The organism is Mesorhizobium sp. EU05-FHT14A09, from assembly GCF_058790995.1.
The window spans coordinates 354,634-379,347 of sequence record NZ_JBYTDF010000004.1 but is presented as its reverse complement, the minus strand read 5'-3'; the positions used below and the strand labels follow the sequence as shown (position 1 = coordinate 379,347).

Genomic DNA, 24,714 nt, shown 5'->3' with positions numbered 1-24,714 from the left:
AGATGAACGCCAACAGCAGTGCGCCCAGGCGCAATCCGAAAGTCCCGGGATCGCCCATCATTCCGCGCATGGATTGGGATTATCCGCCCTATCATCGCTGGACGTTCCAGCATGTGCGGGAAATGACCGCCACGGCGCGGATCTGGCGCGGGCAGGGTCCGGTTTTGCCATTGCCGGCGCGCACTATCGAAATCGATCACATCGAATTCGAGGTCGCGGGACGCCGCCGCACCATCCGCGATTTCCTAGACAACAGCTTCACCGATGGGTTTCTTGTGCTGTCGCGCGGGGAGATCGTTGCCGAGCGTTACATGAACGGGATGACGCCGCATGGCCATCACCTGGCGATGTCGGTGACCAAGTCGATCGTGGCCACTGTGCTTGGCATCCTTGTTCACAAGGGGCTCGTCGAAACCGCCGCTCCGGTGATGAAATACCTGCCGGAGCTGGAAGCGACGGCGTATCGTGGCGCAACGGTCCAGCAGGTGCTGGACATGACGAGTGGTGTCCTGTTCGACGAATCCTACACCACCGAAGGCTCGCACATGCAGCAGCTCGACCAGGCCTGCGGCTGGAAGCCGATGACGCGGCCGGAGTGGCCGCAAACGGTCTGGCAGCTGATCATGACGCTGACCGAACTGCAGCGGCCGCATGGCGAGATTTTCAGCTACCGTTCGATCGAGACCGATATCCTTGGCTTCCTGATGGAGCGGGTCAGCGGGCTGCCGTTGGCCGAGTTGATCAGCAACGAATTGTGGGCGCCGTTGGGGGCCGAAGAGGATGCCTACATAACCGTCGATCATGGCGGCTATGCGCTGGCCGACGGCGGCCTCAACGCGACGCTTCGTGACTACGCCCGCTTTGCCCTGCTGCATCTGCGCGGCGGCATGGCGAACGGCCGGCAGATCGTCCCGTCCGAATGGATCGAGGAAACCCGGCGCGGCAACCATGAGCTCTTCCAGGGCGTCTATCGAACCGTCCTGCCGCGCGGCGCTTATCACAACCAGTTCTGGATCGAGGATCCCGAACGGCGCTCCTATATGTGCCGGGGCATTTTCGGCCAGTACATCTACATGGACCCGCAGACCGATTTTGCCGTGGTGAAGCTGTCGACCTGGCCGGAGTTCGTCAATCCTGACCGTTCGATCGAGGCTCTGGCCGCCTTCCACGCCATTCGCGATGTCTGCGCCAAGGCGTGAGCTTCCGGCGCGATAGCGTCACGCGATTCCAAAGGTATCTGCGTGCCTGCAAGGTCTCCTTGCCAGGCCTTCGTCAGGTATCGCCAGCGTCGCTGGAGTGCGATCATCAAATAATTTTTTGCGATCGCAGATCGCACTCTTGTATGCCGCGCGATCGCATGACAGTCTGCCGTTGAAGCGCACGTGACGAGGCGCAAAACCGGGAGGAGGAACATGATGGCCTGGACGAAGACCTTAACCGTGGCTGCCGTGGCTGCGCTTGCAGGCATGGGCTCGGCTCGTGCCGAAGGTGTGCTCAACATCTACAACTGGGGCAACTACACCAGCCCGGAGATGGTCAAGAAGTTCGAACAGAAATACGACGTCAAGGTCACGGTGACCGAATACGATTCCAACGACACCGCGCTCGCCAAGGTCCGCCAGGGCGGCCACGGCTATGACGTGGTGGTGCCTTCCGCGCCGGTGGTCAAGGTCTGGATCGACGAAGGCCTCGTTCTGGAGAGCCGCCCGGACCAGATGGAGAATTTCAAGAATGTCGACCCCCGCTGGGTCGATGTCCCGTTCGATCCCGGTCGGCGCTATTCGGTGCCGTGGATGTGGGGCACGACGGGCGTGACGGTCAACAAGTCGGTCTATTCCGGCGATATCAACACCTCGGCCATCTTCATGGATCCGCCGGCCGAACTGGTCGGCAAGGTCAATGTGGTGCCGGAAATGTCGGACGTCATGTTCCTCGCGGTCTCCTATGTGGGCGGCGAGCCGTGCACCAACGACAAGGCGGTGTTGAAGAAGGTGCGCGACACCCTGGTTGCTGCCAAGCCGAAATGGCTGGCCATGGACTTCGGCAATATCGACAAATATTCGCGTGGCGACATCGCCGCCGGCGTCAACTGGAACGGCTCGTCTTTCCGCTCACGGCTGCAGAATCCGGATATCCTCTACGGCTACCCCAAGGAGGGGTACCCGGTCTGGATGGACAATCTGATGATCCTGAAGGATGCCAGGAATGTCGAGAACGCCAAGCTGTTCATGAATTTTGTCATGGACCCGGAGAACGCGGCGATGCTGTCGGCGTTTTCCCGCTATGCCAACGGGATCAAGGGTTCGGAGAAGTTCATGCCTGCAGACATGAAGGATGCGCTGGAACTCAATATTCCGGCTGATCTGGTCCAATACGGAAAGGTCAATGTTGGCTGCCCGGCCGATGTCCAGGCGATGTATACGAAGATCTGGACAGACCTCTTGAAGTGAGCAGGGCATCCAGGCCGTAATTTCAGATGGGCGCGAAAATGACGCCGCCGTTCACGGCTTGATTGGGAGTTGAATTGGAAATGGCACTTGATCCGGATATCAGGGTCATGCTCGACCGGCTGGCGCGCGAACAGGCTGCCCAGCAGGATGACGTCACGCTGGACGGCTCGCGCCGCGGCTACCGCGATCAGTACCGGGAGATGAGCCGATCTCCCGAAAAGCCGGTGGTGGAAACCACCGTCAGGCTTGGAGCAGCCAAGGAAGCCATTTCCCTCCACCTCTACAGGCCGGCAGAAACTGCCGGCCCCCTGCCGGTCATCCTCTACCTGCATGGTGGCGGCTTCGTCCTTGGCGATGCCGAAACCTACGCGCTGCAATCGGCCCGCATCGCATTGGAGTGTGGCGCCCTGGTCATTTTCGTTGAATACAGGCTTTCGCCGGAGCACCCGTTCCCAGCCGCGGTCGAAGATGCACTCGCAGCGGTCGACTGGGTGTTGGCCGAAGCGGCCGATCACGGCGGCGATCCGGCCTGTCTTGCGCTGATGGGCGACAGCGCCGGCGCGAACCTCTCCATTGCTCTCATGCGCCACCACAGGCAGCAAAAGCTGTTCCGGACCGTGTGCCTGCTCTATCCCCTGGTGGATGCCAGGCCGTATCTCGGTCTCGCGCCGGCTTCGGGTTCGGATCGCGAATTCGCCACGGGCTACTATCTGGAGTTTGCCGAGACCGAATACTTCGCGAAGGCTTACCTGCCGGACCTCGAAATGGCCACCGACACGCGCGTGTCGCCGGTGCTGGCAACCGACATTGCTGGTCTGCCGCCGATCCTTTTCTATGCAGCCGAAAATGACGTGTTGCGCGATCAGGGGTGGGCCTTTGCCGAACAGCTCAAGACTGCCGGCAACGATGTCCGCTATCGCTGTTTCGATGGGCTGATCCATAATTTCATGCAGCATGCCGGCATCTCGAAGGCGTCGGACGCTGCTTTCCTGGAGGTCTGCTCTGCCGTTCGCACCGCGCTCGAGGGCAGGGACCTACGGTAGTTTGTCATGTTCGATACGTCGTGCCGGCTGGAACGCATCACCTTTTATCCGCTGAAGTCGGGCGCCGGAATCTCGATTGAGACGGCGCGTCTGGAAGCCGAGGGGTTGGCCGGCGACCGACGCATGATGGTGGTCGACGAGACCGGAAATTGCCTGACCGCCCGCAAGGCGCCGCGGCTTATGCAGGTCCACACACATGTCGATGGCGACGAGATCGTTCTCTCCGCGCCCGGCATGCCGTCGTTGGTGTTCTCACGTGGCCGGCTCGATGTCGCTCGCAACGTGTCGATCTGGGGTGACGATGTCGTGGCACTTGATGCCGGCGAAGAGGTTCGCCAGTGGCTGACGCGATTCCTCGACCGCTCCTGCAGGATGGTCATCAAGGGGGCGGTCACGCATCGCCCGCTGGCGATCGGCCCCGGCGGCACGGTAAGCTTTGCCGACACGGCGCCGTTGCTGCTGACCAATCTGGCATCGCTTGCCGATGTCAATCGCTACCTCGATCTTGAAGCCGAAATGGAGCGGTTCCGGCCCAACCTTGTTGTTGGCGGTGCGCCTGCCTTTGACGAAGATGGCTGGCGGCACGTGCGGATTGGTGAGGTCGAGTTCGAAGCCATCGGTGCGTGCGACCGCTGCGTGATGATCACGCTCGATCCCGCCACCGGCGAGGCGCGGCCTGATCACGAGCCGCTGGCATTGCTCGGCCGGCAGCGTCGAGGGGAGGATGGCAAGGCCTATTTCGGCCAGTTTCTGGTCCCGCGAACACTCGGCCGGCTGCATGTCGGCGACAAGGTCGAAGTGTTGTCGCGCAAGCCGGCGATAACCATCATGCCGGGAAATGCGCAGCCGGTCACCCGGCTGCCATCGACCGCGGCCGGTATCGGCGTGGCGGCCCGCCATGGCAGCCATGAGCGCCAGCTGCGCTGCGTGGCGATAATCGACGAGGCAGCCGATTTCCGGACGTTCCGCTTCGTGGCAGATCATGCCGTCGACTACAAGCCCGGTCAGTTCATCACGCTGCTGCTGGACATCGACGGTGACATCGTCCGCCGCAACTACACGATCTCCTCATCGCCATCGCGGCCGCACTATCTTTCGGTGACGGTGAAGCGGGTCAGTGACGGTCGTGTCTCCAACTGGTTGCATGACACGCTGAAAGTCGGCGACAGCATTCGTTCGCTCGGGCCGAACGGCCGCTTCCACCTTGCGGCAGCCGGTGCTTCCGGGAAGCTCCTGCTGCTGTCCGCCGGCAGCGGCATCACGCCGATGATGGCGATGCTGCGTTTCATTGCCGATACCAACCTGCCCCTCGATGTGTGCTTCCATCACAGCGCGCGCGGGGCGGAAGACGTCGCCTTCCTGTATGAACTGCTGTCGATCAAGATGCAGATGGGCGACCGGCTGAAGCTTTCCTGGAACCTGACCGGAAGCAATGCCGCTGTGGAGGCCGACGCTATGGCAGGGCGGTTCGAGGACCGGTCCAGCGTGCGGGCTTTGGCTGGCCGGCTCGACGTGGCCATGATGCAAGCGGTTTGCCCTGATTTTGCCGAGAGGGCGGTGCTGTGTTGCGGCCCCGATGGCTTTCGAACCAGGGCGCGAGAAATCTATGAGGGGTGGGATACGCAGCCGGAGTTTCCATTCCTGGAAGAAACCTTCGGTCCGGATCGCGCAGCCATGCCATTGCCGGAAATCGGCGCCTACAAGGTCTCGTTCGTCAAGGCTGGCAAGTCGATCAGCGGATCGGGCACGGTAACCCTGCTCGAACTGGCGCGCAAAGTCGGTGTCGAGCTGACATCCGACTGCGAAGCCGGCATCTGTGGCAGCTGCCGTTGCAAGGTGGTTTCCGGAGAATGGCGCGTTGCTGCCAACGCGGCCGATCCCGAGCGGTCGGTCCTTTCGCAAGGCGAAAAGGACGACGGCTATGTCCTGGCCTGCTCCACCAGCCCGATCGGTGAGGTCAGCGTGGATGCTTGACTCTTGGTTTTCCGGCAGTTTTTCAATGATGTGCATCGCGGTTCATTGTAAACCGCATCGGAAATAATTTCATATAAACAAATAGATATTTGATCTCTGGCTATCTGATTGATGGTGAAGTCGCTGGATCAGTTACTTTCTGTTGTGTGATCTGCGATCGCAAATTATACAAAGCGAAGCGCCGGATTTACCTGACGTTGCCGGTGCGAGAGGAGGAGATGATGGTCGCAAGCGTGGGATTTGATGGCGAGGCTTTGGTGGCGCTCGACCGGGAGGCCCAATTCCATCCCTTCACGGCGATCGCCGATCAGCAAGGGAATGGCGCCCTGGTGATGGCGCGCGCATCGGGTTCCTCCATCACCGATGTTTCTGGCAAGACATATCTCGACGGTGCCGCCGGGCTCTGGTGCGTCAATGTCGGCTACGGGCGCGAGGAAATCTCGGATGCCATGCATCGGCAGTCGCTTGAACTGCCTTATTTTCATTCCTTCAACACGGTGGCCAACGAGCCCAGCATCAGGCTCTCGGCAAGGCTTTTGCAACTCGCGCCGAGCGGGATGCGGCGCGTGTTCTATGGCCTGTCCGGCTCGGACGCCAATGACACTGCGACGAAGATGTTGTGGTCGTACAACATGCTGCGCGGCAAGCCGCTGAAGCGCAAGATCATCTCCCGCTCCTATGCCTATCATGGCGTAACGGCGGCTGCTGGCAGCCTGTCCGGCATACCGATGGTTCACCAGAACTTTGGACTGCCGCTCGATTTTGCCAGGCACGTCTCGCGTCCTGATCTTTATCGGGATGCGCCGGCGCGCGGCTGCGCGACCGAAGAGGCCTATTCCGCCTTTCTTGCTCAGGAGCTCGAGCAGGCGATCCTGGCCGAGGGCGCCGACACGGTCGCTGGTTTCATTGCCGAGCCGGTGATGGGGACAGGTGGCGTATTGCCGCCGCCGGCCGGCTACTTCGCCGCCATCGCCAAGGTGCTCGAAAAACACGATGTTCGCCTTGTCGCCGATGAAGTCATCACCGGTTTCGGGCGTGTCGGAGCATGGTTCGCATCCGACCTCTACAATATGGAACCGGACCTGATCGTCACCGCCAAAGGCCTGACCAGCGGTTATCTGCCGTTGTCGGCCGTGCTGGTCGGCGAACGTGTCTGGTCCGTATTCGAGGACGCGTCCCGGGACGGCCGTCCGTTTGCACACGGCTTCACCTATTCGGGACACCCGACATGCGCCGCCGCGGCGTTGGCCAATCTCGACATTCTTGAGCGTGAAAAGCTTGTCGAGCACGTCGCTGCGATGGCGCCATCATTTGGATCGCGCTTTAGCGACACGCTGCTCAACCTTCGCCTTGTCGGTGACGTGCGCAGCGCCGGCTTCATGCTGGGCGTGGAGCTTGTCGCGGACCGGGCGACGAAAGCGGCATTCCCCGCTTCGCTGAAGGTTGCCGGCCGCGTCGCCTTGTCGGCACGCCGTCGCGGTGTGCTCGTCCGCGCTTTGCCGAACTCGGATGTGATCGCGCTCTCTCCGCCTTTTGTGGTCACGGAAGCAGAACTGTCACAGCTTGCTGAGACATTGCGCGACGCGATCGATGAGGTGACTGCGGACCTCACCCGCGAGGGACACCTCTGAAATGGCGGAGGCTTTCCGATGCGAGGCGATCGAGACGGTCGCCATTGTCGGGGCGGGGCTGATCGGCGGGGCCTGGGCGGCGTATTTCCTGAGCCATGGTCTCCAGGTTCGTGCGCATGATCCGCAGCCGGGCGCGGAAAGCCGGTTGCGCAAGACAGTCGGCGATGCGCTTCGTGATCTGTCGCAACTTAAGCCCGTCGCCGACGGTTGTGCCGGCAATCTGCGGTTTTTCGAGCGGCTCGACGACGCGCTGGCCGGCTGCGACTACGTCCAGGAGAACGCGCCTGAAAAGCTGACGCTCAAGCAGGATCTGCTTGCCGGAATCGATGCCGTCGCTGCGCCCGACGTGATGATCGGTTCCAGCACCTCTTCCTTGATGGCCAGCGACCTTCAGCGGCGTTGCAGGCATCCGGAACGGGTGCTTGTCGCGCATCCCTTCAACCCTCCGCATCTTGTACCTCTTGTCGAGCTGGTGAGGGGCGACGCCACCGCACAGGCTGCGCAGGACGCCGCCTACGATTTCATGCAGCGCATCGGCAAGGTGCCGATCAAGGTGGCGCGGGAAGCTCCGGGGCATGTCGCGAACCGCATGACGGCGGCACTGTGGCGCGAGGCGGTGAACATCGTCGCCGAAGGTATCGCCAGCGTTGCCGACGTCGATCGCGCCATCCGCAGCGGGCCCGGCTTGCGCTGGGCGATCGACGGCCCGCACATGCTCTATCACCTCGGCGGTGGCGGGGGTGGGATGGCCGCCTATCTGGAACATCTCGGCCCGGCACAGGAAGCCCGGTGGGCATCGCTCGGCGCTCCGAGGCTCGATGCGAAAACCTGCGCGGCGCTGATTGCCGGGGTAGAGGAGGAGGCGGCTGGCCAGGACATCGAAGAGCTGTCCGCGCGCCGTGACCGGTTGCTGATTGCCTTGCTGCGCACGCTGCAGGGGGACGCATGAGCAGCATGCCGATCCTGCCGCGCATCATGGTTGCACCGAACGGCGCCCGCCGCACCCAGTTCGATCATCCACGCCTGCCGATGTCCCCGGACGAAATCGCGACGACCGCCGCCGCCTGCTTCGCCGCAGGGGCAGGAGCCATTCATCTGCATGTCCGCGACGCGGAAGGCCGCCATATACTCGACGCGGATCTCTACCGGCGGGCCATTGCCGCGATCGCGTCAGCTGTTCCGGACATGACGGTCCAGGTCACGACCGAAGCCGTTGGCCTCTACAGGCCCGCGGAGCAGATGGCATTGGTGCGTGATCTCAGGCCGCGCGCGATCTCCGCGGCTGTCCGCGAATTCGTTCCCGATGCCGATGGCGAAGCAGTTGCCGCTGATTTCTACGGCTGGTGCGTTCAGCACGACATTGCCGTGCAGCATATTCTATACGACGCCGATGATGTCCTGCGGCTCGCGGATCTCATCAGGCGCGGCCTGGTACCCGAGGCCGGTCTTTCGGTGCTTTATGTCCTCGGTCGCTATTCTGTGGGCCAGGACAGCAGCGCCGATGACCTTCGTCCCTTTCTGGAAGCCGCCCCATCATTGCCTGTTCAGCCTGACTGGATGGTGTGCGCCTTCGGTCGTGGCGAGACCGAGGCCCTTTCCGCGGCGCTTGCAGCAGGCGGGAAGGTGCGCGTGGGATTCGAAAACAGCCTTTGGAATGCCGACGGTTCAACTGCTGCCTCCAATGAAGACCGGGTGGCTGCCATTGCCGCGATCGTCAGGCAGCTGGATGCCGGCAAAGCCTTGGGGAACAGTGAGGTCGGTTGTGGCTGAACAGAGCGCTTATCGCATTTTCGACGTTCGCCATGCCGGCAGGCAGATCCTGTCGCCGCACATGGCCCGTATCACCTTTGCCGGTGAGGATGTTGCTGCCATGGCGACCTTTGCGCCAGACCAGCGCATAAAACTGTTTTTCCCGCGAGCGGATGGGACTCTGCAGGCAATTCCGAACCGGCCGGACTGGTACGATATCTATCGCACCGCGCCGCCGCGCGAGCGCGCGCCGATGCGCACCTACACAATCCGCTATCTGCGCGCGGATCGCTGCGAGGTCGATGTCGATTTTGTCCTGCATGGCGACAACGGGCCAGCGTCGCGCTGGGCTCTCAATGCCCAACCCGGCGACCCGATCCAGATATCGGCGCCGAATGCGAACTATCGCGGTGAAGTGGGCGGCTATGAATGGCAGCCGCCAGCGGGTGTCCGGCATGTCCTGCTGCTTGCCGACGAAACAGCGTTGCCGGCAGCTGCCGGGATACTGGAAGAATTGGCCGCGCTTGCCGTGCGGCCGCGGGTCGATGCCTTCCTGGAGGTACCTCACCAGGCGGATAGACTAGACCTTCCGGCCTGGGATGGCCTCGATCTGCGCTGGCTGGTTCGCGAGGGCCAGAGCGGGCAGGCTCATGCCTATGGCGACAGGATGATTGCGGCTGCCGATCAGGTCGAGCTGCCGCGCGACGTTTTGTCCGGCTCGAATGCCGAGGCGTTGGTGGAGCCCGACAGCGACGATCTGCTTTGGGATCGGGCTTCTTCGGCAACCAGCAAATTCTACGCCTGGGTAGCCGGCGAGACCGGCGCTGTCAGCCGTATCCGTACAGCGCTCGTCAAGGAGCGAGGGGTCGACCGACGGCTCGCAAACCTGATGGGCTACTGGAAGATCGGCAGAGCGCGCGAATAGCCGTTACCGGCCAAGCCGGCCGGCTCGACTTGTCTCCCTTGTTCAATACGGAAGTGAAAATGCAAAACTCGATAGCACACCGCGCGCAGATCGACCTGGCGAACTGGCGGACGAGGCCGCACTCGTCCTGGGCATTTCACAATGCCGCCGAGCTTGTGCCGACAGCTACAGTCCGCGGTGCCCGGCTGCAGGAAAGGCCGGCGTGCACGCTGGGTGATTTCGCAGACCTCGAGGTCGACGATCTCGATGGACAATCACGCAGCTTGCGCGAATTCCTGGTGAGGAACCACACCGATGCCTTCGTGATCATGCGCGGTGGCAAGTTCATCGCCGAATGGTGCGCGGATCACAACGACGCTGCCAAGCCGCACCTCGTGTTCTCCGTGTCGAAGTCGATCACCGGCCTTCTCGCCGGAGTTCTGGTTGGAAACGGCCAGCTTTCGCTGGACGCTGTCGCCGGTGAGTATGTTCCCGAAGCGATCGGTTCCGCTTATGGGGATGTGCCTGTGCGTGACCTGCTCAACATGCAGGTGAGCATCGATTTCGATGAGATCTACCTCGACCGCAACGGCGCCTTCGACCGCTACAGGCGGGCCATGCTCTGGAACCCGGAGCATAAGGATGAGGCGACACCGGATCTGAAGAGTTTCCTGTGCACCTTGCCGAAGGCATCGCATCCGCACGGCACCAGGCACGTCTATCGCTCGCCGAACACCGACATGGCCGCGCTGGTGATCGAGCGCGCCGCAGGCGAGCGGTTTGCCGAGCTCCTCAGCCGCTTGTTGTGGCGGCCGATGGGAGCGCATACCGATGCGCAGATCACTGTCGACAGGGCCGGAAATCCGCGTGCGTCCGGCGGCATTTCGATGACGGCGCGCGATCTTGCCCGCGTTGGCGAACTGGTGCGTCAAGGCGGTTACGGCGTGATCCCCGCGGACTGGGTGGCGGGTCTGTGGGCAGGTGGCGATCGCGCCATCTGGGCCGCAGGCGACCAGGCCGATTGTTTGCCGACCGGAAGCTATAGAAATTACTGGTATGAGACCGGCACCGGCGAACTGGCGGCGATGGGTATTCATGGCCAGTGGCTCTGGGTCGATCCCAAAACCGAAACGGTCATCGTCAGGCAATCGGCGGAAAGCGCCCCGATCGATGAAGCGATGGATCAGGTGATGATCAAGCTGTTGAAGAAGGTCTCGGCTTTCGGCCGCAATGCAGGCTAGAGCATTTCCGGCGAAAACAGAATCGCCGGCAACGCTCTATCGTCTTGTTTCGACGCAATTTCTGGACGCAAAACCGCTATGCACTTTTGCTGGAATTGCTCTAGCCGGCTTCAGGGAACCTGGCGTGCTTCAGCAGATGCTGATAGCCGTCATTGATGTCCCGGACGATGGCGGCGCGGGCCCTCGCGCCGTCATGTTCCGCGATCGCCGCGACGGCCTCCTCATGGTAGTCGATGTCGAGGATCGAGGCGAGATTGTCCTCGAAACCGGTGGTCAGATTGCGCAGGAACGGTCCAACCTGCATCCACACCGTCTCGATCAGGAAGATCATCTGGTCGTTGCCGCAATGGCGGTAGATCGAGAATTTGAAATTGTAGTTCTTGCGCAGGTAGTCGTTGATGACGCCGGCCTGTGCGGCGTCAGTCAGTTCGGCGCAGTTGCGGCGTATCGTGCGCAGCGCATTGCCGTTGATGCGCTGTGCCGCAAGTTCCGTCGCCGCCCCCTCCAGGAGGGTTCGCACCGCCGTCAGCTGGGAAAACCGCTCGGCCGATATGACGGGCACTTCCATGCTGCCATTGGGCAACGGGCTCAATGCCCTCAGTGCCTGCAGGCGCATCAAGGCACTGCGGACCGGCATGTCGCTGGTCCCCAGTTCCTTAGCCACTTTTCGCGACGTCAACTTCTGTCCCGGTGCAAACTGGCCGGACATCAGCGCACGGACGATTTCCAGGTAGACTTTTTCGTGGAGGGGGACAGTCTCGACGGCAGTCAGTCCAAGTTGCATCTTCTCGGCCATTGGCGGTGCGCTACTTCAGCTTCTGAAATCCACGCATCTAGCTACAGTTTCAAATTGCGAAAGCCACAATGCGGATCGATTGCGCTCAAGCGGTCGGCGGCCGAAGCTCGCATTATTTCAAGGACATAATGGCCGTTGGCGCGCCGTACCGCAAGCGCTGCGGCGTGGCCTGGCGGCTTTTACCGCCGGCATGCACATGATCTTGCCGCTCCAGATAAGCCTGTCGTCGTTTTCAATCCGGCGTTGATCGATGCAAAGTGCGACTTGTGACGTTAAAATCGCTACAAAGATGCTTTTCAGTTGAACAAAATTATGAAATAGTCGTCGTCAACAAAAGGGGTTTCGAAGGAGGGTGATATGCGAAACGTCCAGGGGCATGGCAAAAAGCTCTCCTATTACGATTTCGGGCACACGACCGTTTACGCCTCTCGCTACGATCAGCGTTTCGCCTACTGCGCTTATGTTCCGCATGATTATGAAGAGGATGGCGACAAGACCTATCCGCTTGCCGTGATCGTGCACGGCACCGAGCGCGGCATGGAGGCCTACCGCAACGCCTTCGCCGATTTCGCCGAAGCCAACGGCGTGATCGTGCTGGCGCCGCTGTTCCCGACCAGCATCTGTTTTCCGGGCGATCTGTCGTCCTACAAGATGCTGCGCCATGGCGACCTCCACTACGATGCCGTGATGCTCGACATGATCGAGGAGATGCGCGAGCGCTATCGTATCCGGGGCGAGCGCGTGATGATGTATGGGTTCTCGGGTGGCGGGCATTTCACCCACCGTTTCCTGTTCCTACATCCCGAACGGCTGCTTGCTGCTTCGATCGGTGCGCCAGGCGTGGTGACTCTTCTCGATTTCGACCATGATTTCTGGGTCGGCGTGCGCGATTTCGAGAAGGTCTTCGGCAAGAAGATCGATCTTGAGGCGATGCGCAAGGTCGCCGTGCAGATGGTCATCGGCGGAGACGACCTGCAGACCTGGGAGATCACCATCACCAAGGACGACGACTGGTGGATGCCGGGAGCAGATCTTGCCGGTGTGACCCGAAACGACCGCATGCGCGCGCTGAAGGCGAGCTTCGAGAAGCATGGCATCGCAGTCCAGCACGACATCGTGCCGGGCATCACGCATGACGACCTGCACCTCGTGCCCAAGGTCAAGGAATTCTTCGCACGGACGCTGAAGCAGGATTCGGCGTCCAGCTAAGAACGAACACAATTCGTCAGCTGGAGAACAAAAGAATGGGAACAGCCTTGTTAATGGGAAGACGGCAAGTGCTCAAGGCGATGGCCGCCGCATTGGCGGTCAGCGTTGCCTTGCCGGTGATGGCCGAGGAGGCGCAGAAGAGAGGCGGCACGCTTAACGTCCGACTGAATGCCGACATTCGCGCCACCAATGGCATTCAGCGCGATGCCAACACCGATACGGTCATGCATCAGATCTTCGAGACCCTGGTCGGCTACCGCACCGACCTGTCGATCGGGCCGGTCCTGGCCGAAAGCTGGAAAATCTCCGAGGACGGCAAGACCTATACGTTCACACTGCGCGATGGCGCCGTCTATCACAATGGCGACAAGGTCACTGCCGCCGACGTGAAGTGGAACTGGGAGCGCCGGATGGACCCGGCCAACGAATGGTTGTTCATCACCAGCTTTGATGGCACCCAGGGGCTCAAGGTCGAGTCCGTCGAGGCGGTTGACGAGCGTACCGTCACCTTCAAGCTGAATGCGCCCAACGCGCTCTTTCTGCCGCTGTTGGCCGGCGTTCAGGCCAATGTCTGGGTCGCCAGCCCGAAGAATGTCGGGGCTGACGGCAAATGGATCGACGGTTCCGCGATCGGCAGCGGCCCGTTCAAGCTGAAGGAATGGGTCAGGGCGCAATACATCGCGCTGGATCGATTTGATGGCTACAAGCCGATTGCTGAGAAGCAGAACGGGTTCGCCGGCAGCCGCGAGGCCTATGTCGATCACGTCCGTTTTACGGTCATTCCCGACACTTCCGCCGCCGAGACGGCGCTTTTTGCCGGCGAAATCGACATCCTGCCCAATTTCGAAACGACACGGCTCGATGAAGCCAAGTCCCACGGCATGAACGTGGTCTCCTCGCCGGGCCTGTCCTGGACGGCCATCCTCATGCAGACCAAGGACCCGCTGCTGTCCAATCCGAAGATGCGGCAGGCCTTGGCACATGCCGTGGACATTTCGCAGATCGCCGCGGCGCGCACGAACGGTCTTGCCCAGGCCGATCCTTCGGCGGTGGCGCCGGCGAGTGCCTTTTTTGACGACAGCTTTGCATCGCAATGGCCGCAGTACGATCCCGAAAAGGCAAAGGCATTGGCTGCGGAAGCTGGCTACAAGGGGGAAAAGCTGAAGATCCAGACCAACACGCGTTACCAGGGCATGTATGAGAACTCGGTTCTCCTGCAAGCGATGCTGGCTGCCGCCGGATTCAACGCCGAGCTGGAGGTGCTCGACTGGGCTGCGCAACTCGACAACTACCTGGCCGGCAAATTCCAGCTGCAATCGTTCGGTTTTTCGGCCCGCTTCGACCCATCGCTGATGTACAGCACCATCATGGGCGACAAGAAGACAGATCCGACGGCGCAGTGGGACAGCCCGAAAGCCTGGGATCTTTATCTCAAATCGGTGGCCACGGATAAGTTCGACGAGCGCAAGGCCGTCTTCAAGCAGCTGCATGCCCTTATGGCTGAAGAGGTGCCGATGCTTGGCCTCTACTTCGAGCCGTCGGTGGAGGCCGTCTCGCCGAAGGTTAAGGGCTACGCTGCCTGGCCGGCTGAAAACACCCGTACCTGGGGTGTGTGGAAATCCGAATAAGTCATTCCCGACATTGGGCGATTGGATCGGGGGCTATCGCCCCCGATCCTGTTTCAGAGGTCCGGAACTCCGGATCGGGCAAGAGGAACAAGATCATGCGCACGGAGAATTTGCCGATTGTCGACTGTGTTGGGGATGCGCGGCAGCGCGGCCGGGCACATGGCGAGGCTTTGCGCGGTGTGATCCTGGCAAAGGTCGAGCGTTGGCGAGAGGCGATTGGTGAAGCGTATGGCGTGCCGGCCTCGCTGTTTCTTCCACGTTTCCTGGAGGCAACGGATTTCCGTGTGGCAATCATGGCTCACGCGCCTGATCTCGCCGATGAAGTTGCCGGCATCGCCGAAGGCGCCGGATTGCCCGAAGAAACCGCCTATGCGCTTCAATTGATGGACGAGGAATGGTGGTGGGGGCGTTCGAACGCTGCCCATTGCAGCAGCATGGCGGTGGCGCCTGCCGACGGCCGGCCAACGCTGGTCGCCCAGACGATGGACCTGCCACGCTGGCACGATGGTGCCCAGGCGCTGCTGAGGATCCAGGATGGAGGTTGTCAAACCTACATTTTCACCTCCGCGGGTATGATCGGCCTGATGGGCGTTTCTGGCCGCGGGCTCGGCATCTGCGTCAACACGCTGAGCCAACTCGCCGTCAATCCGCGCGGGCTACCGGTGGCCTTCGTCATGCGTGGCGCGCTGGCTCGAGGGTCTGCCGCGGCCGCAGCGGACTTCCTGGGTCAGGTGCCGCACGCGTCCGGACAGAACTACCAGTTGGGCGACCGGAGCGAGGCGCTCACCTTCGAATGCTCGGCCGGCGGGGCTGTTGCGGTGCCGTTTTCGAATGGCTGTTCTCCGCACACCAACCATCCGTTGGTCAGTGCCGACCGGCGTGATGCGACCGCCCATATGGAGGACAGTGACGAATCTCACGGCCGCTTGCAGAGCCTGCGAACGGATCTCGCGCTCGTGCCCGGTGCGGCTGGGGTCAAGGCAAGCCTTGCAGCACGGCGGACGGGCGGCATCGTCTCGATAACTCCGCACAATGCGGCATTGACTGCGCCGATGACGGTCGGCTCGGTGATCTATGCGCTGGGCGAAGACATAGAACTTTCTGTCTGTGCCGGCCCGCCGAGCCACGAAGGCTGGCGCGAGATCGCCGTATGACAAACTTGCTCCAAGCAGCCTGCGCCTGGTGGCAGGCTGCTTAGAAGCTATATCCGCTACGGTTTGAAAAGCGCGTCAGAGCGCCATCGTTTGTTTGGGCCGGCCGGCCTCTGCAAAGCGGCGATCGATCAGCATCGCCGCCTCGAGCAACTGGCGGGTGTAGCCATGTTGTGGCCGGTCGATAACGTCGTCGCGCTCACCGATCTCGACGATCCGCCCATCCTGCATGACCGCGATGCGGTCCGCGACCTGCTCGACCGCGCCGAGATCATGTGAAACGAACAGGCAGGCGAAGTTGTGCCGGGCCTGCAATTCGCGGATCAGCAGCAGGATCTGCTTCTGGACGGTCATATCGAGTGCGGAGACCGGCTCGTCAGCCACTACAAAAGCAGGGCGTCCGACGATGGCGCGAGCGATCGCGACGCGCTGGCGCTGACCTCCCGACAACTGGTGCGGATAGCGCCGACCGAAATCCGATGACAATCCGACCTCGGCAAAGACCTGTTCGACGCGGCGCTCTCGCTCGGCGGTTGTCATCGATCTGTCGAGTTTCAGCGGTTCCGCGACGATATCGGCAATTCGCTGGCGTGGGTCGAGAGAAGAGTACGGATCCTGGAACACGATCTGCATCTGGCGATGACGCGCATGGCGATCCGCCGGCGAATGGCCATCGGTGCCGAGAAAGGCGATCTGACCCGACGTCGGTTTGACCAGGCCGACAATGGCACGGCCGAGCGTTGTCTTGCCCGACCCGGACGCTCCGACCAGCGCCAGCGTTTCGCCGCTCCGAACCGTGAGATCGACACCGTGCACGGCGCGCTTGGCCTCGGTCCTGGAGAAGAGCCGATTGCGGCCGGGATAATCGATCACGACATTCTTGACCTCAACCACCGGCTTGCCACGATCGCCGCCCCGAATGCCGCCGGCGCTGCGCCGTGGCAGCGCGTCCAGCAGGCGGCGCGTGTATTCATGCTTGGGTGCGTGCAGTACTTCCGAACTCGGCCCGCTTTCGACGGCCTTGCCTTCGCTCATGACGACGACATTGGAGATGTAGTGGGAAACCATGCCGAGGTCGTGGCTGATCAGGAGCACCGCGGTACCGTTGGCCTGCGTGAGCTCCACCATCAGGTCCAGCACATCGCGCTGCACCAGCGTGTCCAGTGCTGTGGTCGGCTCATCGGCGATGAGCAGTCGCGGTTTCAGCAACATGACCGAAGCCAGCATGATGCGCTGTCGCATGCCGCCTGAGAATTCGTGCGGATAGGCTGCGAGGCATTTTGCCGGTTCCTTGATCTGGATGCGCTCCAGCATCGCGAGCGAACGATCGCGAATCTCGGCCTTGCCGAGCTTGTAGTGCAGGCGCAGGCCCTCAGCCATCTGCTCGCCGATGGTGACGGCAGGGTTCAGCGAAACCATCGGTTCCTGGAATACCATGCCGATTTCGGCGCCGCGTATCTTGCGCATGCCCCTGGGCTCGACACGGGTGATTTCATTGCCCTTGAAGAGGATCCGGCTCTCGGGCGCCGTGACCAGAGGTTGCGGCAGCAGGCCAAGAATGGAACGAGCTGCCATCGTTTTACCGGAACCGGATTCGCCCACAAGGGCGATCATGTCACCGGAGGCCAGATCGAAATCCAGCGCATCGACGATCCGCTTGCCGTCCGGGCCTATGGTGATGGTCAGGTCGCGTACTGAAAGCATCGGATTTCTCGCAAGGCTCATGCCGTCCATCTTCCTGACCTCAAAGTTTGGGATCGAGCCAGTCGCGAACCGCGTCGCCCAGCATGTTGATGCCGAGCAGCGTGATCGAGATGCAGAGCCCCGGCAGCACGATCAGATGTGGTGCCTGGCTGATGTAGGGGCGTGCGGTCGACAGCATGCTGCCCCAGCTCGGCGCGGGTGGCGGAACGCCGAGGCCGAGGAAGGAGAGCGCGCTCTCGGACAGGATCACCCAGCCGAACATCGTCGTAGCCAGTACGATGATCGGCGCTGCGCAGTTGGGCAGCACATGGCGAGCCATGGTGACGAACTGGCTGTTGCCCATGACGCGCGAGGCTTCGACATACTCCCGCTCGCGGATGGACAGCACGGCCGAGCGCACGACGCGCACGACGATCGGCATGTAGGCAAGCCCAAGCGCCAGCACGATGCCGTCGCGGCTTGCCCCGATCACCGCCATGATGCCGAGTGCGAGAAGCAGGCCCGGAAAGGCCAGAAAGGCATCATTGATCATCATCAGGATGCGGTCGGTCCAGCCGCGCAGGAAGCCGGCCGCGACGCCGAACACCGTACCGGTCAGGAGCGCGAACAGCACGGTCGCAAAGGCGATCCAGGCGCTGGTGCGAGCCCCGTTCACCAGCCGGCTGAGGACGTCGCGTCCGAATTCGTCGGCGCCAAGCAGGTGCCGGGCGGAAGGACCGGCAAGCCGCGAGGGTAGGTCGAGTTTCAGCGGGTCGTAGCCGACCAGCCATGGTCCTGCGATCGCGGTAAACAGAAGAAGCGTGGTCACCGTGATGCCGAAGACGGCATTGAACTTCAAGCGGGATTGTCCAAGCGCGAGCGCGATCATGCCGCAACCCTCGGGTCGAGGAAAGGATAGAGCAGGTCGACGACCAGATTGACGACGACGTAGATCGCCGCCACGAACAGCATCGTGCCCTGCACCACGGGATAGTCGCGGGCATAGATGGCATCGACAAGCAGGCGACCAAGCCCCGGCAAGGTGAAAACCGTTTCGATGACGGCTATGCCTCCGAGCAGGCTACCGAGCACGAAGCCGATCAGCGTCAATGTCGGCGCGAACGCGTTCTTGAAGGCATGGCGCCACATCACCGCGGACTCCGAAAGGCCCTTGGCGCGCGCATGGGTGATATATTCCAGTCGCGCCACCTCGATGGTGCTGGCGCGTGCCATGCGCGCGATCGGACCGGCCTCGCTCAGTACGAGCGTGGTCACCGGCAGGACGATGTAGACGAGAGCCGGCCAGAAGCCCTGGCTGAAGGGAACATAACCGATCACCGGCAGCCAACCGAGATGCAGGCCGAAGGCGAGCAGCAGCATCAGGCCAAGCCAGAAACTCGGGATCGACAGGAGAATGGTTGAAACCGCGATGACACCAACATCGCCCAGGCTGTTCTGGCGCCATGCCGCCAGCATGCCGGCCGGAACCGCGATCAGCGCGGCGATGAACACACCGACAAGGACGATGGTGGCAGAAACCGAAAAGGCGTTCAGCATGAGCGGCAGAACGTCCTGTCCAGTGCTGATCGACCTGCCGAAGTCACCGGTCAGCACATTGCCGACCCAGATCAGGTATTGAGCAACAACGGGCTTGTCCAAGCCCATCTGGATACGCATGGCTTCGACCTGGCCAGGTTTGGCGAGGTCTCCGAGCATCAGCGCGGCCGGATCTCCGGGAATGAAGCGGAGCAGGCCGAATACGGCGATCGATACCAGGATCAGCGTCGGTATCGCGCTGGCGATACGGGTGAGGATAAAGCGGGTCATCTTTCTCCCACGGCACGGGCAAGGGTTTCGGGGCGGCCGGCCCGGCTGCGTTCGACGCGGGCAAGCACGGCTTCGTCCATGGCAAGATCGTAGCGCGTGAAGTCACGGCATTCAGCGGGCAGCGGCGCGATTTCCATGAAACCAGCAGCCGGTTCGAAGATGATCATCGCAACCGTCGCCGAGATGTTGCCGCCTTCTTTCCTGATCGGTGGCCGGCAGACGCTGAGTGGCCAGGCGAACTCATCGAAAAGCGCATCCTTGAGATCGGCGACGGTAATGTTGCCCTGGCTCTTCATGAGCCGGCGCTTTACCCGGTAGTCGCGATAGAAGCTGTCGGGGACGTCTTTCACCCCAGTTTCCCTCAGCTTCGAAAGGGCAACAGTGCTTTGCCAATGGTTGGCGTGCACGATCAGGTCATTGTCGGGGTAGATCGAGAAGGCCTCGTCCGGGGCACATTCCAGGTCGACGGCAAAGCCTTCGGCCGTGGATAGGATCATGTTGTTGGAGCCGGACTTCGGCGTGATCGCCACGACGCGGACGGCATCGGCGAAATGCGCGGCTTCCAATGCCCGGCGCCTGATGAAGGGCAGGGGAATGCCGATCTCGCGATAATCGCGATCCGATTCCAGGTAATTGGCGGTGATACCGATGCCGGCTGCATTGAAGCCGCTGCGGGCCAGGCCTCCGGCTTCTGTGAAGGTCAACAAATCCGGGCCGTCGTCGCGTTTGATGCGCAACACGATGGAGGTTTCCGCGCATTCGGCGCGCCAGTCCCAGTTCTGGCCATGGATCAGCCGGCCGTCGCGGGTCGCGTCCGGCAGGATCACGGCGCCGGTGCAGCCATCCGGCTCGTCATCGGCAATGCCTTTTTCGCGCCGCGCCAACTGCAGCACTTCGGTGCGGGCGTTGACCATCAGGATCGAGGTCAGCTCGACATTGGCACCGGCGGCGATGCCTTCCATCTCTTCGACGAGATCGGGAGCCCATTCCCGCAGACGAGGGAGGAAGAGCCCGGAAAAGCGACTGATTTCTTCGCGGGCAAAGCCGAACTTCTCCAACTGCGAAGCATAAAGCGAAATCGACAAGCCGATGCGCTCCCGAGCCTGCTCACCATAGGCTCGCCCGCGTTCGGAAGGGGTTCCGCTGACATCGATGAGCGGGAAAGGCGAAACGACGGTCATGCGGGTACCTCAAAAGCGATGATGATCAACCATAATGCATTTTGATTGCATGAAAAGCATTATTTTTGGAATTATACCCTCTTCGTTATGTCTCCTGATCGGACTATAATGCCGTCGGACAGTCAGGAGAGTGCATGGATCGGCATGACGAGGAGGAGGACCGTGGCGAGGCGGCGAGCCCGTTGCAGATCGACCTGGCGCGACGCATCCTCGATCGCATCCGCGATTCCGGGTGGGGTGTGGGAACCCGAATCTCCGTGCCGGAGCTCGCTCGCACCTTCGGCGTTTCCCGCTCGCCGGTCAGCGGTGCTCTCGAGCTCCTGGTCTCCAAAGGCATCCTGGCGCCGTTGGAAACGCGCGGGCTACAGGTTGCGCTGGATGTCACCGGCCTTGACACGGCGGAGGTGCTGCCGAGTTCCCCACTTGAGGAACTCTATCGGCGCATGATGCGCGAGCGTGCGCTCGGCGACCTGCCGCAGGAGGTCTCGGAAGCCGAGCTGATCCCGCGTTACGGCGTTTCGCGCGGCATCATCCGCAAGCTCCTGCTGCGCTTTGCTGCGGAAGGCCTGGTGCAGCGTCTGCCTGGACATGGCTGGCGCTTTGCGGACTCGCTGGTTGGCGAAGACGCGTATCGGGAAAGCTACGAATTCCGCACGGCCGTCGAATGCGCCGCGCTGCGTTCCATGGGATTTCACGCCGACCCACAGGTGCTGGCGCCGGTGCGGCGAGCGCATGAACGGGTGCTGAGCGATACCGGCAGCATCGGCGGTGACGAATGGTTCCGCATCAATGCGTCGTTCCACCAGGGGCTGGCGATCTGCTCGGGCAACCGTTTCCTTGCCGACGCGGTGCGCCAGCAGAACAATCTCCGTCGCATGCAGGAATCGGCTGGATTCGATGAGCTTCCGCCCGAGCGGATCGAGCAGTCCTGCCGCGAACACCTTGCCATCCTCGACGCTATCGACGCAGGCGAGATGGACTGGGCCGAGGCGCTGTTGCGGCAGCATCTGCGGCAGGCGTCGGAGTTTGCGGCGCTGTCGTAGCGGATCGGAAAATAGCGTCGATGTCCAATTGGCAGCGCCTTCGGAACTTCGGCATCGCTCTCTTCTGCATGACGCCGCATTGGTGGCGGCCGCAAGCCTGTGCCTGTCAGGCATTTTCGTAAGCCCACAGCAATGCCGGATAGACATCGCCGAGCACCCTGCGCTAGCCACGGAGGAGGAACGACACGGAGCTAGCGATGATCGTGGGAATCGGGTCGCCACGTGGGACCGTGCGGAATGTCCTTCCGAGGCCATTCCGATGAGCACGAGATCAACGCGACGCGGCCAGTCCAGCCGAGTTCTGCCGTCCGGGAACGAGCGTGCCGAGCGCCTTGGCCGGATGGACTGGATCAATGCGGCGCGAGAGGCGCTCATCAAAGGCGGTGTACATGCGGTCAAAATCGATCTGATCGCCAGCCGCCTCAAGATAACCCGAGGCAGTTTCTACTGGCATTTCCAAAACAGAGCCGAAGTGTTGTCAGCCCTTGTCGAGCTCTGGGAATCGCAAAACACCAGGCCATTCGAAGATACCGTTCGGCGTTCGGACATCGGTGCGATGGAGAAGTTCACCGACATGGCCAGGCAGTGGCTGGAGGAAAAGAATTTTGATTGGCAGTTTGACTCAGCGATGCGCGACTGGGCCCGCAGTTCGCGGGCCGTGGCCAAAAAACTGGCCGCAATCGATGACTTCCGCATGAACCTGTTCGAGCAGGTTTTCGAGGAAATGGGATATCCGCAGTTTGAAGCGAAAGTCCGCGCCCGGGTTACCTACTACCATCAGGTGGGATACTACACGCTGGGCATCCGGGAGGATCAGGAGGCTCGCCGCGCCATGTTCCCGATGTATCTTCGGATACTCGCGGGAGATCTCGAAAGCCAGTTGCCGAAATAGTGTTGCCGCGCTGCGGCGGATTGCCCGCCGTCTTGCGGTTTTTGAAACAAATGGGCCTTGAACGGAATGCAGCCACCAACTGAAGCAGTCAGTTCCAATGAGGCGATACCACGTCAGACCGAGGTCGTGGTCATCGGCGGCGGTATCATTGGTGTCAGCACGGCCCTGTTTCTCGCGATGGCGGGTGTCCCCGTGGTTCTCTGCGAGAAAGGGGAGATCGCGGGCGAACAGTCCAGCCGCAACTGGGGATGGGTTCGCAGAATGGGGCGTGACCCGCGCGAACTTCCGTTGATCGTCGAAGCGATGAGGATATGGCAAGGCCTATCCGGCATTCTTGGTGAAGACATCGGTTTTCGTCAAAGCGGCATCCTGTATGCCTGCGAAAACGCTGAAGACGAAGCACAGCGGGAGGCCTGGCTAAAGGCGGCAGGGCCGTACAGCCTGGACACACATATGATCAGAGGGCAGGCGCTTGCCGACCTGATGCCCGGCGCGGCCAAACCATGGCGAAGTGGTCTCTACACGCCAAGCGACGGGCGCGCCGAACCGCAAAAGGCTGCTCCGGCAATTGCGCGCGCAGCACAGCGACATGGCGCAGTTGTCCTGCAACGATGCGCCGTCCGGGGACTGGAGACGGCATCCGGCCGGATAACATCCGTGGCGACGGAGCGAGGTCCGATCACCTGCAGGGTCGTGGTGCTTGCCGGCGGTATGTGGAGCACGCTCTTCTGCCGCCGTCTGGGAGTTCGTTTGCCGCAACTTGGTGTGCGGGCCTCCGTCTTGCGGACCGGTCCGCTGGATGGACCGCCGGGAGCGGCGTGGTCGTCGCAGTTCGCCTATCGAAAACGTCTCGACGGTGGGTACACAATTGCAAACGGTTCTGAAAACCGAGCGGAAATCACGCCCGACAGCTTTCGCTTCTTCAAGGAGTTCCTGCCGTTGCTTCGCATCGAGGGGCGACACCTCGAGCTGAGATTCGGTCGCCCCTTTTTCGACCATTGGCGGCTGTCGCGCCCGAGGGCGCTCGATGAGATCTCGCCGTTCGAGCAGGTGCGGACCCTTGATCCCGATCCTGTGGGGAAGACGCTCGACAAGGCCTATCAATCCCTGATGCGTGTGTTTCCCCAGTTCAAAAACGCCAAGATCGAGCAGAGATGGGGCGGAATGATCGATGCCATGCCGGATACCGTCCCCGTCATTTCATCCGTCGACGCTGTGCCGGGCCTGCTCATCGGCACCGGCTTTTCCGGTCATGGTTTTGGAATTGGTCCCGGGGCAGGGCGTCTTCTTGCAGATATGGCGCTTGGTCGGCGGCCAATTGTCGATCCGTCTGCGTTCAGGCTTTCTCGCTTCAGTGACGGTTCTCCGATCCGCCCGTTGGGCGGGGTTTGAGCCCCAGGTCGATCAAGCGCCCGGGTCCAGCGATCTGAGCAGAAGCTTGGCAACGGCGTGAGCATCGCCGTCACCATTGATCACCACCGCGACAAAGCCTTCCCGCGGCTCATAAGCAACAACCATCTTGATGCCGGGGCCGCCGCCGCTGTGCCCGATCCAGTGAACGCGCTGCGATCCGTCGGGGAGGTCATAGACCTTCGACCCCAAACCACAGGACAAGCCGGAGTCGAACATGCGGTGGAGCCGCCGAAACATCGCCATTCGGCTTTCCGCCCGCAACAGGCGGCCATCAAACCGAGCGGCAGGGTCGTGTCGCGTTCAGCCCTCTATTTTGTTTTCAACGCGGCGAGTTTTGTCTTCAGGACTTCAATCTCCTGGGCGAGTTTTTCGGCGCGGGCCTTGTCTTTCGTTTCCTGCACTTCCGCTTCTTTTGCGGCGATCTGGCGCTTCAGTGCCGCCTCCGTCTGCTGGCCGGAGGAGGCGGACGGAAACACTGGACGGGGCATGTTGGAAGAGATTGAAGAAACCACGGAAATTCCTTTTTGGTGGTGCTGCCTGACAAAGCAATGCACGGCGATGGGATGGGTCGTCGGCATCTCGGGCGTGTTGCCGTGAGAGGGCGACAAGGGGATTAGTAAGTATTCGGATTGTTGGGCCTGTTCGGTCGGTTTGGCCTGTTCGGATTGTTGGGGCGATTGGGCCTGTTCGGACTATTCCAGGAGCCGTCGTCGTATGGATCTCGGTGCCATTTTGGTCGTCGATCGTCGTCATCGTGCCAGCGCTCACGGTAGCCCTCGTCCTGCCAACGCTCGCGATGATCGACCGTGTCCTGGCATCCACTGAGCGCAAGCGCCGCAAGGGCGGCCGAGGTAAAGGCCTTCCAGCTTTTTGTCATATCAAGCGGCTCCTCGGCTCCT

22 protein-coding genes are annotated in these 24,714 nt (G+C 61.7%); 15 read left to right on the top strand and 7 right to left on the bottom strand.

Going from position 1 to position 24,714, the window contains the following annotated elements; genetic code table 11:
- Positions 1 to 2: 2 nt before the first annotated feature.
- The 9 genes from AC3WTO_RS16845 (at position 3) to AC3WTO_RS16805 (ending at position 10,992) form a co-directional block, all read left to right on the top strand.
- Positions 3 to 1,199, top strand: coding sequence for a serine hydrolase domain-containing protein (locus tag AC3WTO_RS16845; protein WP_492461889.1), 1,197 nt, complete (start codon positions 3 to 5; stop codon positions 1,197 to 1,199).
- Between the two features lie 216 nt (positions 1,200 to 1,415).
- Entirely contained in the window at positions 1,416 to 2,450 is a 1,035-nt protein-coding gene (locus tag AC3WTO_RS16840; protein WP_492462121.1) for an extracellular solute-binding protein, read from the top strand.
- Between the two features lie 80 nt (positions 2,451 to 2,530).
- The gene (locus AC3WTO_RS16835; protein ID WP_492461888.1) at positions 2,531 to 3,493 is read left to right on the top strand and encodes an alpha/beta hydrolase; all 963 of its coding nucleotides are present in this window, start codon (positions 2,531 to 2,533) and stop codon (positions 3,491 to 3,493) included.
- A 6-nt stretch (positions 3,494 to 3,499) separates the two neighbouring features.
- Positions 3,500 to 5,467, top strand: coding sequence for an MOSC N-terminal beta barrel domain-containing protein (locus AC3WTO_RS16830; RefSeq protein ID WP_492461887.1), 1,968 nt, complete (start codon positions 3,500 to 3,502; stop codon positions 5,465 to 5,467).
- 221 nt (positions 5,468 to 5,688) lie between these two features.
- Positions 5,689 to 7,098, top strand: coding sequence for an aminotransferase family protein (locus AC3WTO_RS16825; RefSeq protein ID WP_492461886.1), 1,410 nt, complete (start codon positions 5,689 to 5,691; stop codon positions 7,096 to 7,098).
- Position 7,099: 1 nt separating this feature from the next.
- Positions 7,100 to 8,047, top strand: a complete 948-nt coding sequence (locus tag AC3WTO_RS16820) for a 3-hydroxyacyl-CoA dehydrogenase NAD-binding domain-containing protein (RefSeq protein ID WP_492461885.1) — start codon at positions 7,100 to 7,102, stop codon at positions 8,045 to 8,047.
- Positions 8,044 to 8,868, top strand: coding sequence for a beta-keto acid cleavage family enzyme (locus tag AC3WTO_RS16815; RefSeq protein ID WP_492461884.1), 825 nt, complete (start codon positions 8,044 to 8,046; stop codon positions 8,866 to 8,868). Before AC3WTO_RS16820 ends, AC3WTO_RS16815 begins: the two co-directional genes overlap by 4 nt.
- Positions 8,861 to 9,772: a siderophore-interacting protein gene (locus AC3WTO_RS16810; protein WP_492461883.1), complete on the top strand. Its 912-nt coding sequence runs from the start codon at positions 8,861 to 8,863 to the stop codon at positions 9,770 to 9,772. Before AC3WTO_RS16815 ends, AC3WTO_RS16810 begins: the two co-directional genes overlap by 8 nt.
- 59 nt (positions 9,773 to 9,831) lie before the next feature.
- On the top strand, positions 9,832 to 10,992 hold the full coding sequence (locus AC3WTO_RS16805) for a serine hydrolase domain-containing protein (RefSeq protein WP_492461882.1): 1,161 nt from the start codon (positions 9,832 to 9,834) through the stop codon (positions 10,990 to 10,992).
- A 100-nt stretch (positions 10,993 to 11,092) separates the two neighbouring features.
- Here AC3WTO_RS16805 and AC3WTO_RS16800 read toward each other — a convergent pair whose 3' ends face one another.
- Entirely contained in the window at positions 11,093 to 11,788 is a 696-nt protein-coding gene (locus AC3WTO_RS16800; RefSeq protein ID WP_492461881.1) for a GntR family transcriptional regulator, read from the bottom strand.
- A 357-nt stretch (positions 11,789 to 12,145) separates the two neighbouring features.
- On the opposite strand from AC3WTO_RS16800, the gene AC3WTO_RS16795 reads away from it, so the two are divergent.
- The 3 genes from AC3WTO_RS16795 to AC3WTO_RS16785 all read left to right on the top strand — a co-directional run bounded on the left by AC3WTO_RS16795 (position 12,146) and on the right by AC3WTO_RS16785 (position 15,779).
- Entirely contained in the window at positions 12,146 to 12,997 is an 852-nt protein-coding gene (locus AC3WTO_RS16795; protein ID WP_492461880.1) for an alpha/beta hydrolase, read from the top strand.
- Positions 12,998 to 13,050: 53 nt separating this feature from the next.
- On the top strand, positions 13,051 to 14,625 hold the full coding sequence (locus AC3WTO_RS16790) for an ABC transporter substrate-binding protein (RefSeq protein ID WP_492461879.1): 1,575 nt from the start codon (positions 13,051 to 13,053) through the stop codon (positions 14,623 to 14,625).
- 95 nt (positions 14,626 to 14,720) lie between these two features.
- On the top strand, positions 14,721 to 15,779 hold the full coding sequence (locus AC3WTO_RS16785; RefSeq protein ID WP_492461878.1) for a C45 family autoproteolytic acyltransferase/hydrolase: 1,059 nt from the start codon (positions 14,721 to 14,723) through the stop codon (positions 15,777 to 15,779).
- 75 nt (positions 15,780 to 15,854) lie between these two features.
- On the opposite strand, the gene AC3WTO_RS16780 is transcribed toward AC3WTO_RS16785, so the two are convergent.
- The 4 genes from AC3WTO_RS16780 to AC3WTO_RS16765 are packed head-to-tail and all read right to left on the bottom strand — an operon-like array spanning position 15,855 to position 20,467.
- Positions 15,855 to 17,501: a dipeptide ABC transporter ATP-binding protein gene (locus tag AC3WTO_RS16780; protein ID WP_492461877.1), complete on the bottom strand. Its 1,647-nt coding sequence runs from the start codon at positions 17,499 to 17,501 to the stop codon at positions 15,855 to 15,857.
- Positions 17,502 to 17,520: 19 nt separating this feature from the next.
- Positions 17,521 to 18,348 (bottom strand): ABC transporter permease, encoded by an 828-nt coding sequence (locus tag AC3WTO_RS16775; RefSeq protein WP_492461876.1) that lies wholly within the window; start codon positions 18,346 to 18,348, stop codon positions 17,521 to 17,523.
- Positions 18,345 to 19,286, bottom strand: a complete 942-nt coding sequence (locus AC3WTO_RS16770) for an ABC transporter permease (RefSeq protein WP_492461875.1) — start codon at positions 19,284 to 19,286, stop codon at positions 18,345 to 18,347. The genes AC3WTO_RS16775 and AC3WTO_RS16770 overlap by 4 nt, the downstream gene beginning before the upstream one ends.
- Entirely contained in the window at positions 19,283 to 20,467 is a 1,185-nt protein-coding gene (locus AC3WTO_RS16765; RefSeq protein WP_492461874.1) for a C45 family autoproteolytic acyltransferase/hydrolase, read from the bottom strand. The genes AC3WTO_RS16770 and AC3WTO_RS16765 overlap by 4 nt, the downstream gene beginning before the upstream one ends.
- 134 nt (positions 20,468 to 20,601) lie before the next feature.
- On the opposite strand from AC3WTO_RS16765, the gene AC3WTO_RS16760 reads away from it, so the two are divergent.
- From AC3WTO_RS16760 to AC3WTO_RS16750, 3 genes are all read left to right on the top strand, one after another.
- Positions 20,602 to 21,510 carry a GntR family transcriptional regulator gene (locus AC3WTO_RS16760; protein WP_492461873.1) on the top strand — a complete coding sequence of 303 codons (909 nt, stop codon included), beginning with the start codon at positions 20,602 to 20,604 and terminating at the stop codon, positions 21,508 to 21,510.
- A gap of 259 nt (positions 21,511 to 21,769) precedes the next feature.
- Positions 21,770 to 22,402 carry a TetR/AcrR family transcriptional regulator gene (locus AC3WTO_RS16755; RefSeq protein WP_492461872.1) on the top strand — a complete coding sequence of 211 codons (633 nt, stop codon included), beginning with the start codon at positions 21,770 to 21,772 and terminating at the stop codon, positions 22,400 to 22,402.
- 66 nt (positions 22,403 to 22,468) lie between these two features.
- A complete protein-coding gene (locus tag AC3WTO_RS16750; protein WP_492462120.1) occupies positions 22,469 to 23,794 on the top strand; it encodes an NAD(P)/FAD-dependent oxidoreductase in 1,326 nt (441 codons plus the stop codon).
- A 12-nt stretch (positions 23,795 to 23,806) separates the two neighbouring features.
- Here the strand turns inward: AC3WTO_RS16750 and AC3WTO_RS16745 are convergent, their stop codons facing one another.
- A complete protein-coding gene (locus tag AC3WTO_RS16745) occupies positions 23,807 to 24,058 on the bottom strand; it encodes a hypothetical protein (RefSeq protein WP_492461871.1) in 252 nt (83 codons plus the stop codon).
- Positions 24,059 to 24,123: 65 nt separating this feature from the next.
- Positions 24,124 to 24,393: a hypothetical protein gene (locus AC3WTO_RS16740; RefSeq protein ID WP_492461870.1), complete on the bottom strand. Its 270-nt coding sequence runs from the start codon at positions 24,391 to 24,393 to the stop codon at positions 24,124 to 24,126.
- Positions 24,394 to 24,714 lie beyond the last annotated feature (321 nt).

Excerpts from the sequence above, each read along its gene's own strand:
- AC3WTO_RS16845 (WP_492461889.1), top strand. The coding sequence starts at position 3 with ATGAACGCCAACAGCAGTGCGCCCAGGCGCAATCCGAAAGTCCCGGGA.
- AC3WTO_RS16840 (WP_492462121.1), top strand. The coding sequence starts at position 1,416 with ATGGCCTGGACGAAGACCTTAACCGTGGCTGCCGTGGCTGCGCTTGCA.
- AC3WTO_RS16835 (WP_492461888.1), top strand. The coding sequence starts at position 2,531 with ATGGCACTTGATCCGGATATCAGGGTCATGCTCGACCGGCTGGCGCGC.
- AC3WTO_RS16830 (WP_492461887.1), top strand. The coding sequence starts at position 3,500 with ATGTTCGATACGTCGTGCCGGCTGGAACGCATCACCTTTTATCCGCTG.
- AC3WTO_RS16825 (WP_492461886.1), top strand. The coding sequence starts at position 5,689 with ATGGTCGCAAGCGTGGGATTTGATGGCGAGGCTTTGGTGGCGCTCGAC.
- AC3WTO_RS16820 (WP_492461885.1), top strand. The coding sequence starts at position 7,100 with ATGGCGGAGGCTTTCCGATGCGAGGCGATCGAGACGGTCGCCATTGTC.
- AC3WTO_RS16815 (WP_492461884.1), top strand. The coding sequence starts at position 8,044 with ATGAGCAGCATGCCGATCCTGCCGCGCATCATGGTTGCACCGAACGGC.
- AC3WTO_RS16805 (WP_492461882.1), top strand. The coding sequence starts at position 9,832 with ATGCAAAACTCGATAGCACACCGCGCGCAGATCGACCTGGCGAACTGG.
- AC3WTO_RS16800 (WP_492461881.1), bottom strand. The coding sequence starts at position 11,788 with ATGGCCGAGAAGATGCAACTTGGACTGACTGCCGTCGAGACTGTCCCC.
- AC3WTO_RS16795 (WP_492461880.1), top strand. The coding sequence starts at position 12,146 with ATGCGAAACGTCCAGGGGCATGGCAAAAAGCTCTCCTATTACGATTTC.
- AC3WTO_RS16790 (WP_492461879.1), top strand. The coding sequence starts at position 13,051 with ATGGGAAGACGGCAAGTGCTCAAGGCGATGGCCGCCGCATTGGCGGTC.
- AC3WTO_RS16785 (WP_492461878.1), top strand. The coding sequence starts at position 14,721 with ATGCGCACGGAGAATTTGCCGATTGTCGACTGTGTTGGGGATGCGCGG.
- AC3WTO_RS16780 (WP_492461877.1), bottom strand. The coding sequence starts at position 17,501 with ATGAGCCTTGCGAGAAATCCGATGCTTTCAGTACGCGACCTGACCATC.
- AC3WTO_RS16775 (WP_492461876.1), bottom strand. The coding sequence starts at position 18,348 with ATGATCGCGCTCGCGCTTGGACAATCCCGCTTGAAGTTCAATGCCGTC.
- AC3WTO_RS16770 (WP_492461875.1), bottom strand. The coding sequence starts at position 19,286 with ATGACCCGCTTTATCCTCACCCGTATCGCCAGCGCGATACCGACGCTG.
- AC3WTO_RS16765 (WP_492461874.1), bottom strand. The coding sequence starts at position 20,467 with ATGACCGTCGTTTCGCCTTTCCCGCTCATCGATGTCAGCGGAACCCCT.
- AC3WTO_RS16760 (WP_492461873.1), top strand. The coding sequence starts at position 20,602 with ATGGATCGGCATGACGAGGAGGAGGACCGTGGCGAGGCGGCGAGCCCG.
- AC3WTO_RS16755 (WP_492461872.1), top strand. The coding sequence starts at position 21,770 with ATGAGCACGAGATCAACGCGACGCGGCCAGTCCAGCCGAGTTCTGCCG.
- AC3WTO_RS16750 (WP_492462120.1), top strand. The coding sequence starts at position 22,469 with ATGCAGCCACCAACTGAAGCAGTCAGTTCCAATGAGGCGATACCACGT.
- AC3WTO_RS16745 (WP_492461871.1), bottom strand. The coding sequence starts at position 24,058 with ATGGCGATGTTTCGGCGGCTCCACCGCATGTTCGACTCCGGCTTGTCC.
- AC3WTO_RS16740 (WP_492461870.1), bottom strand. The coding sequence starts at position 24,393 with ATGCCGACGACCCATCCCATCGCCGTGCATTGCTTTGTCAGGCAGCAC.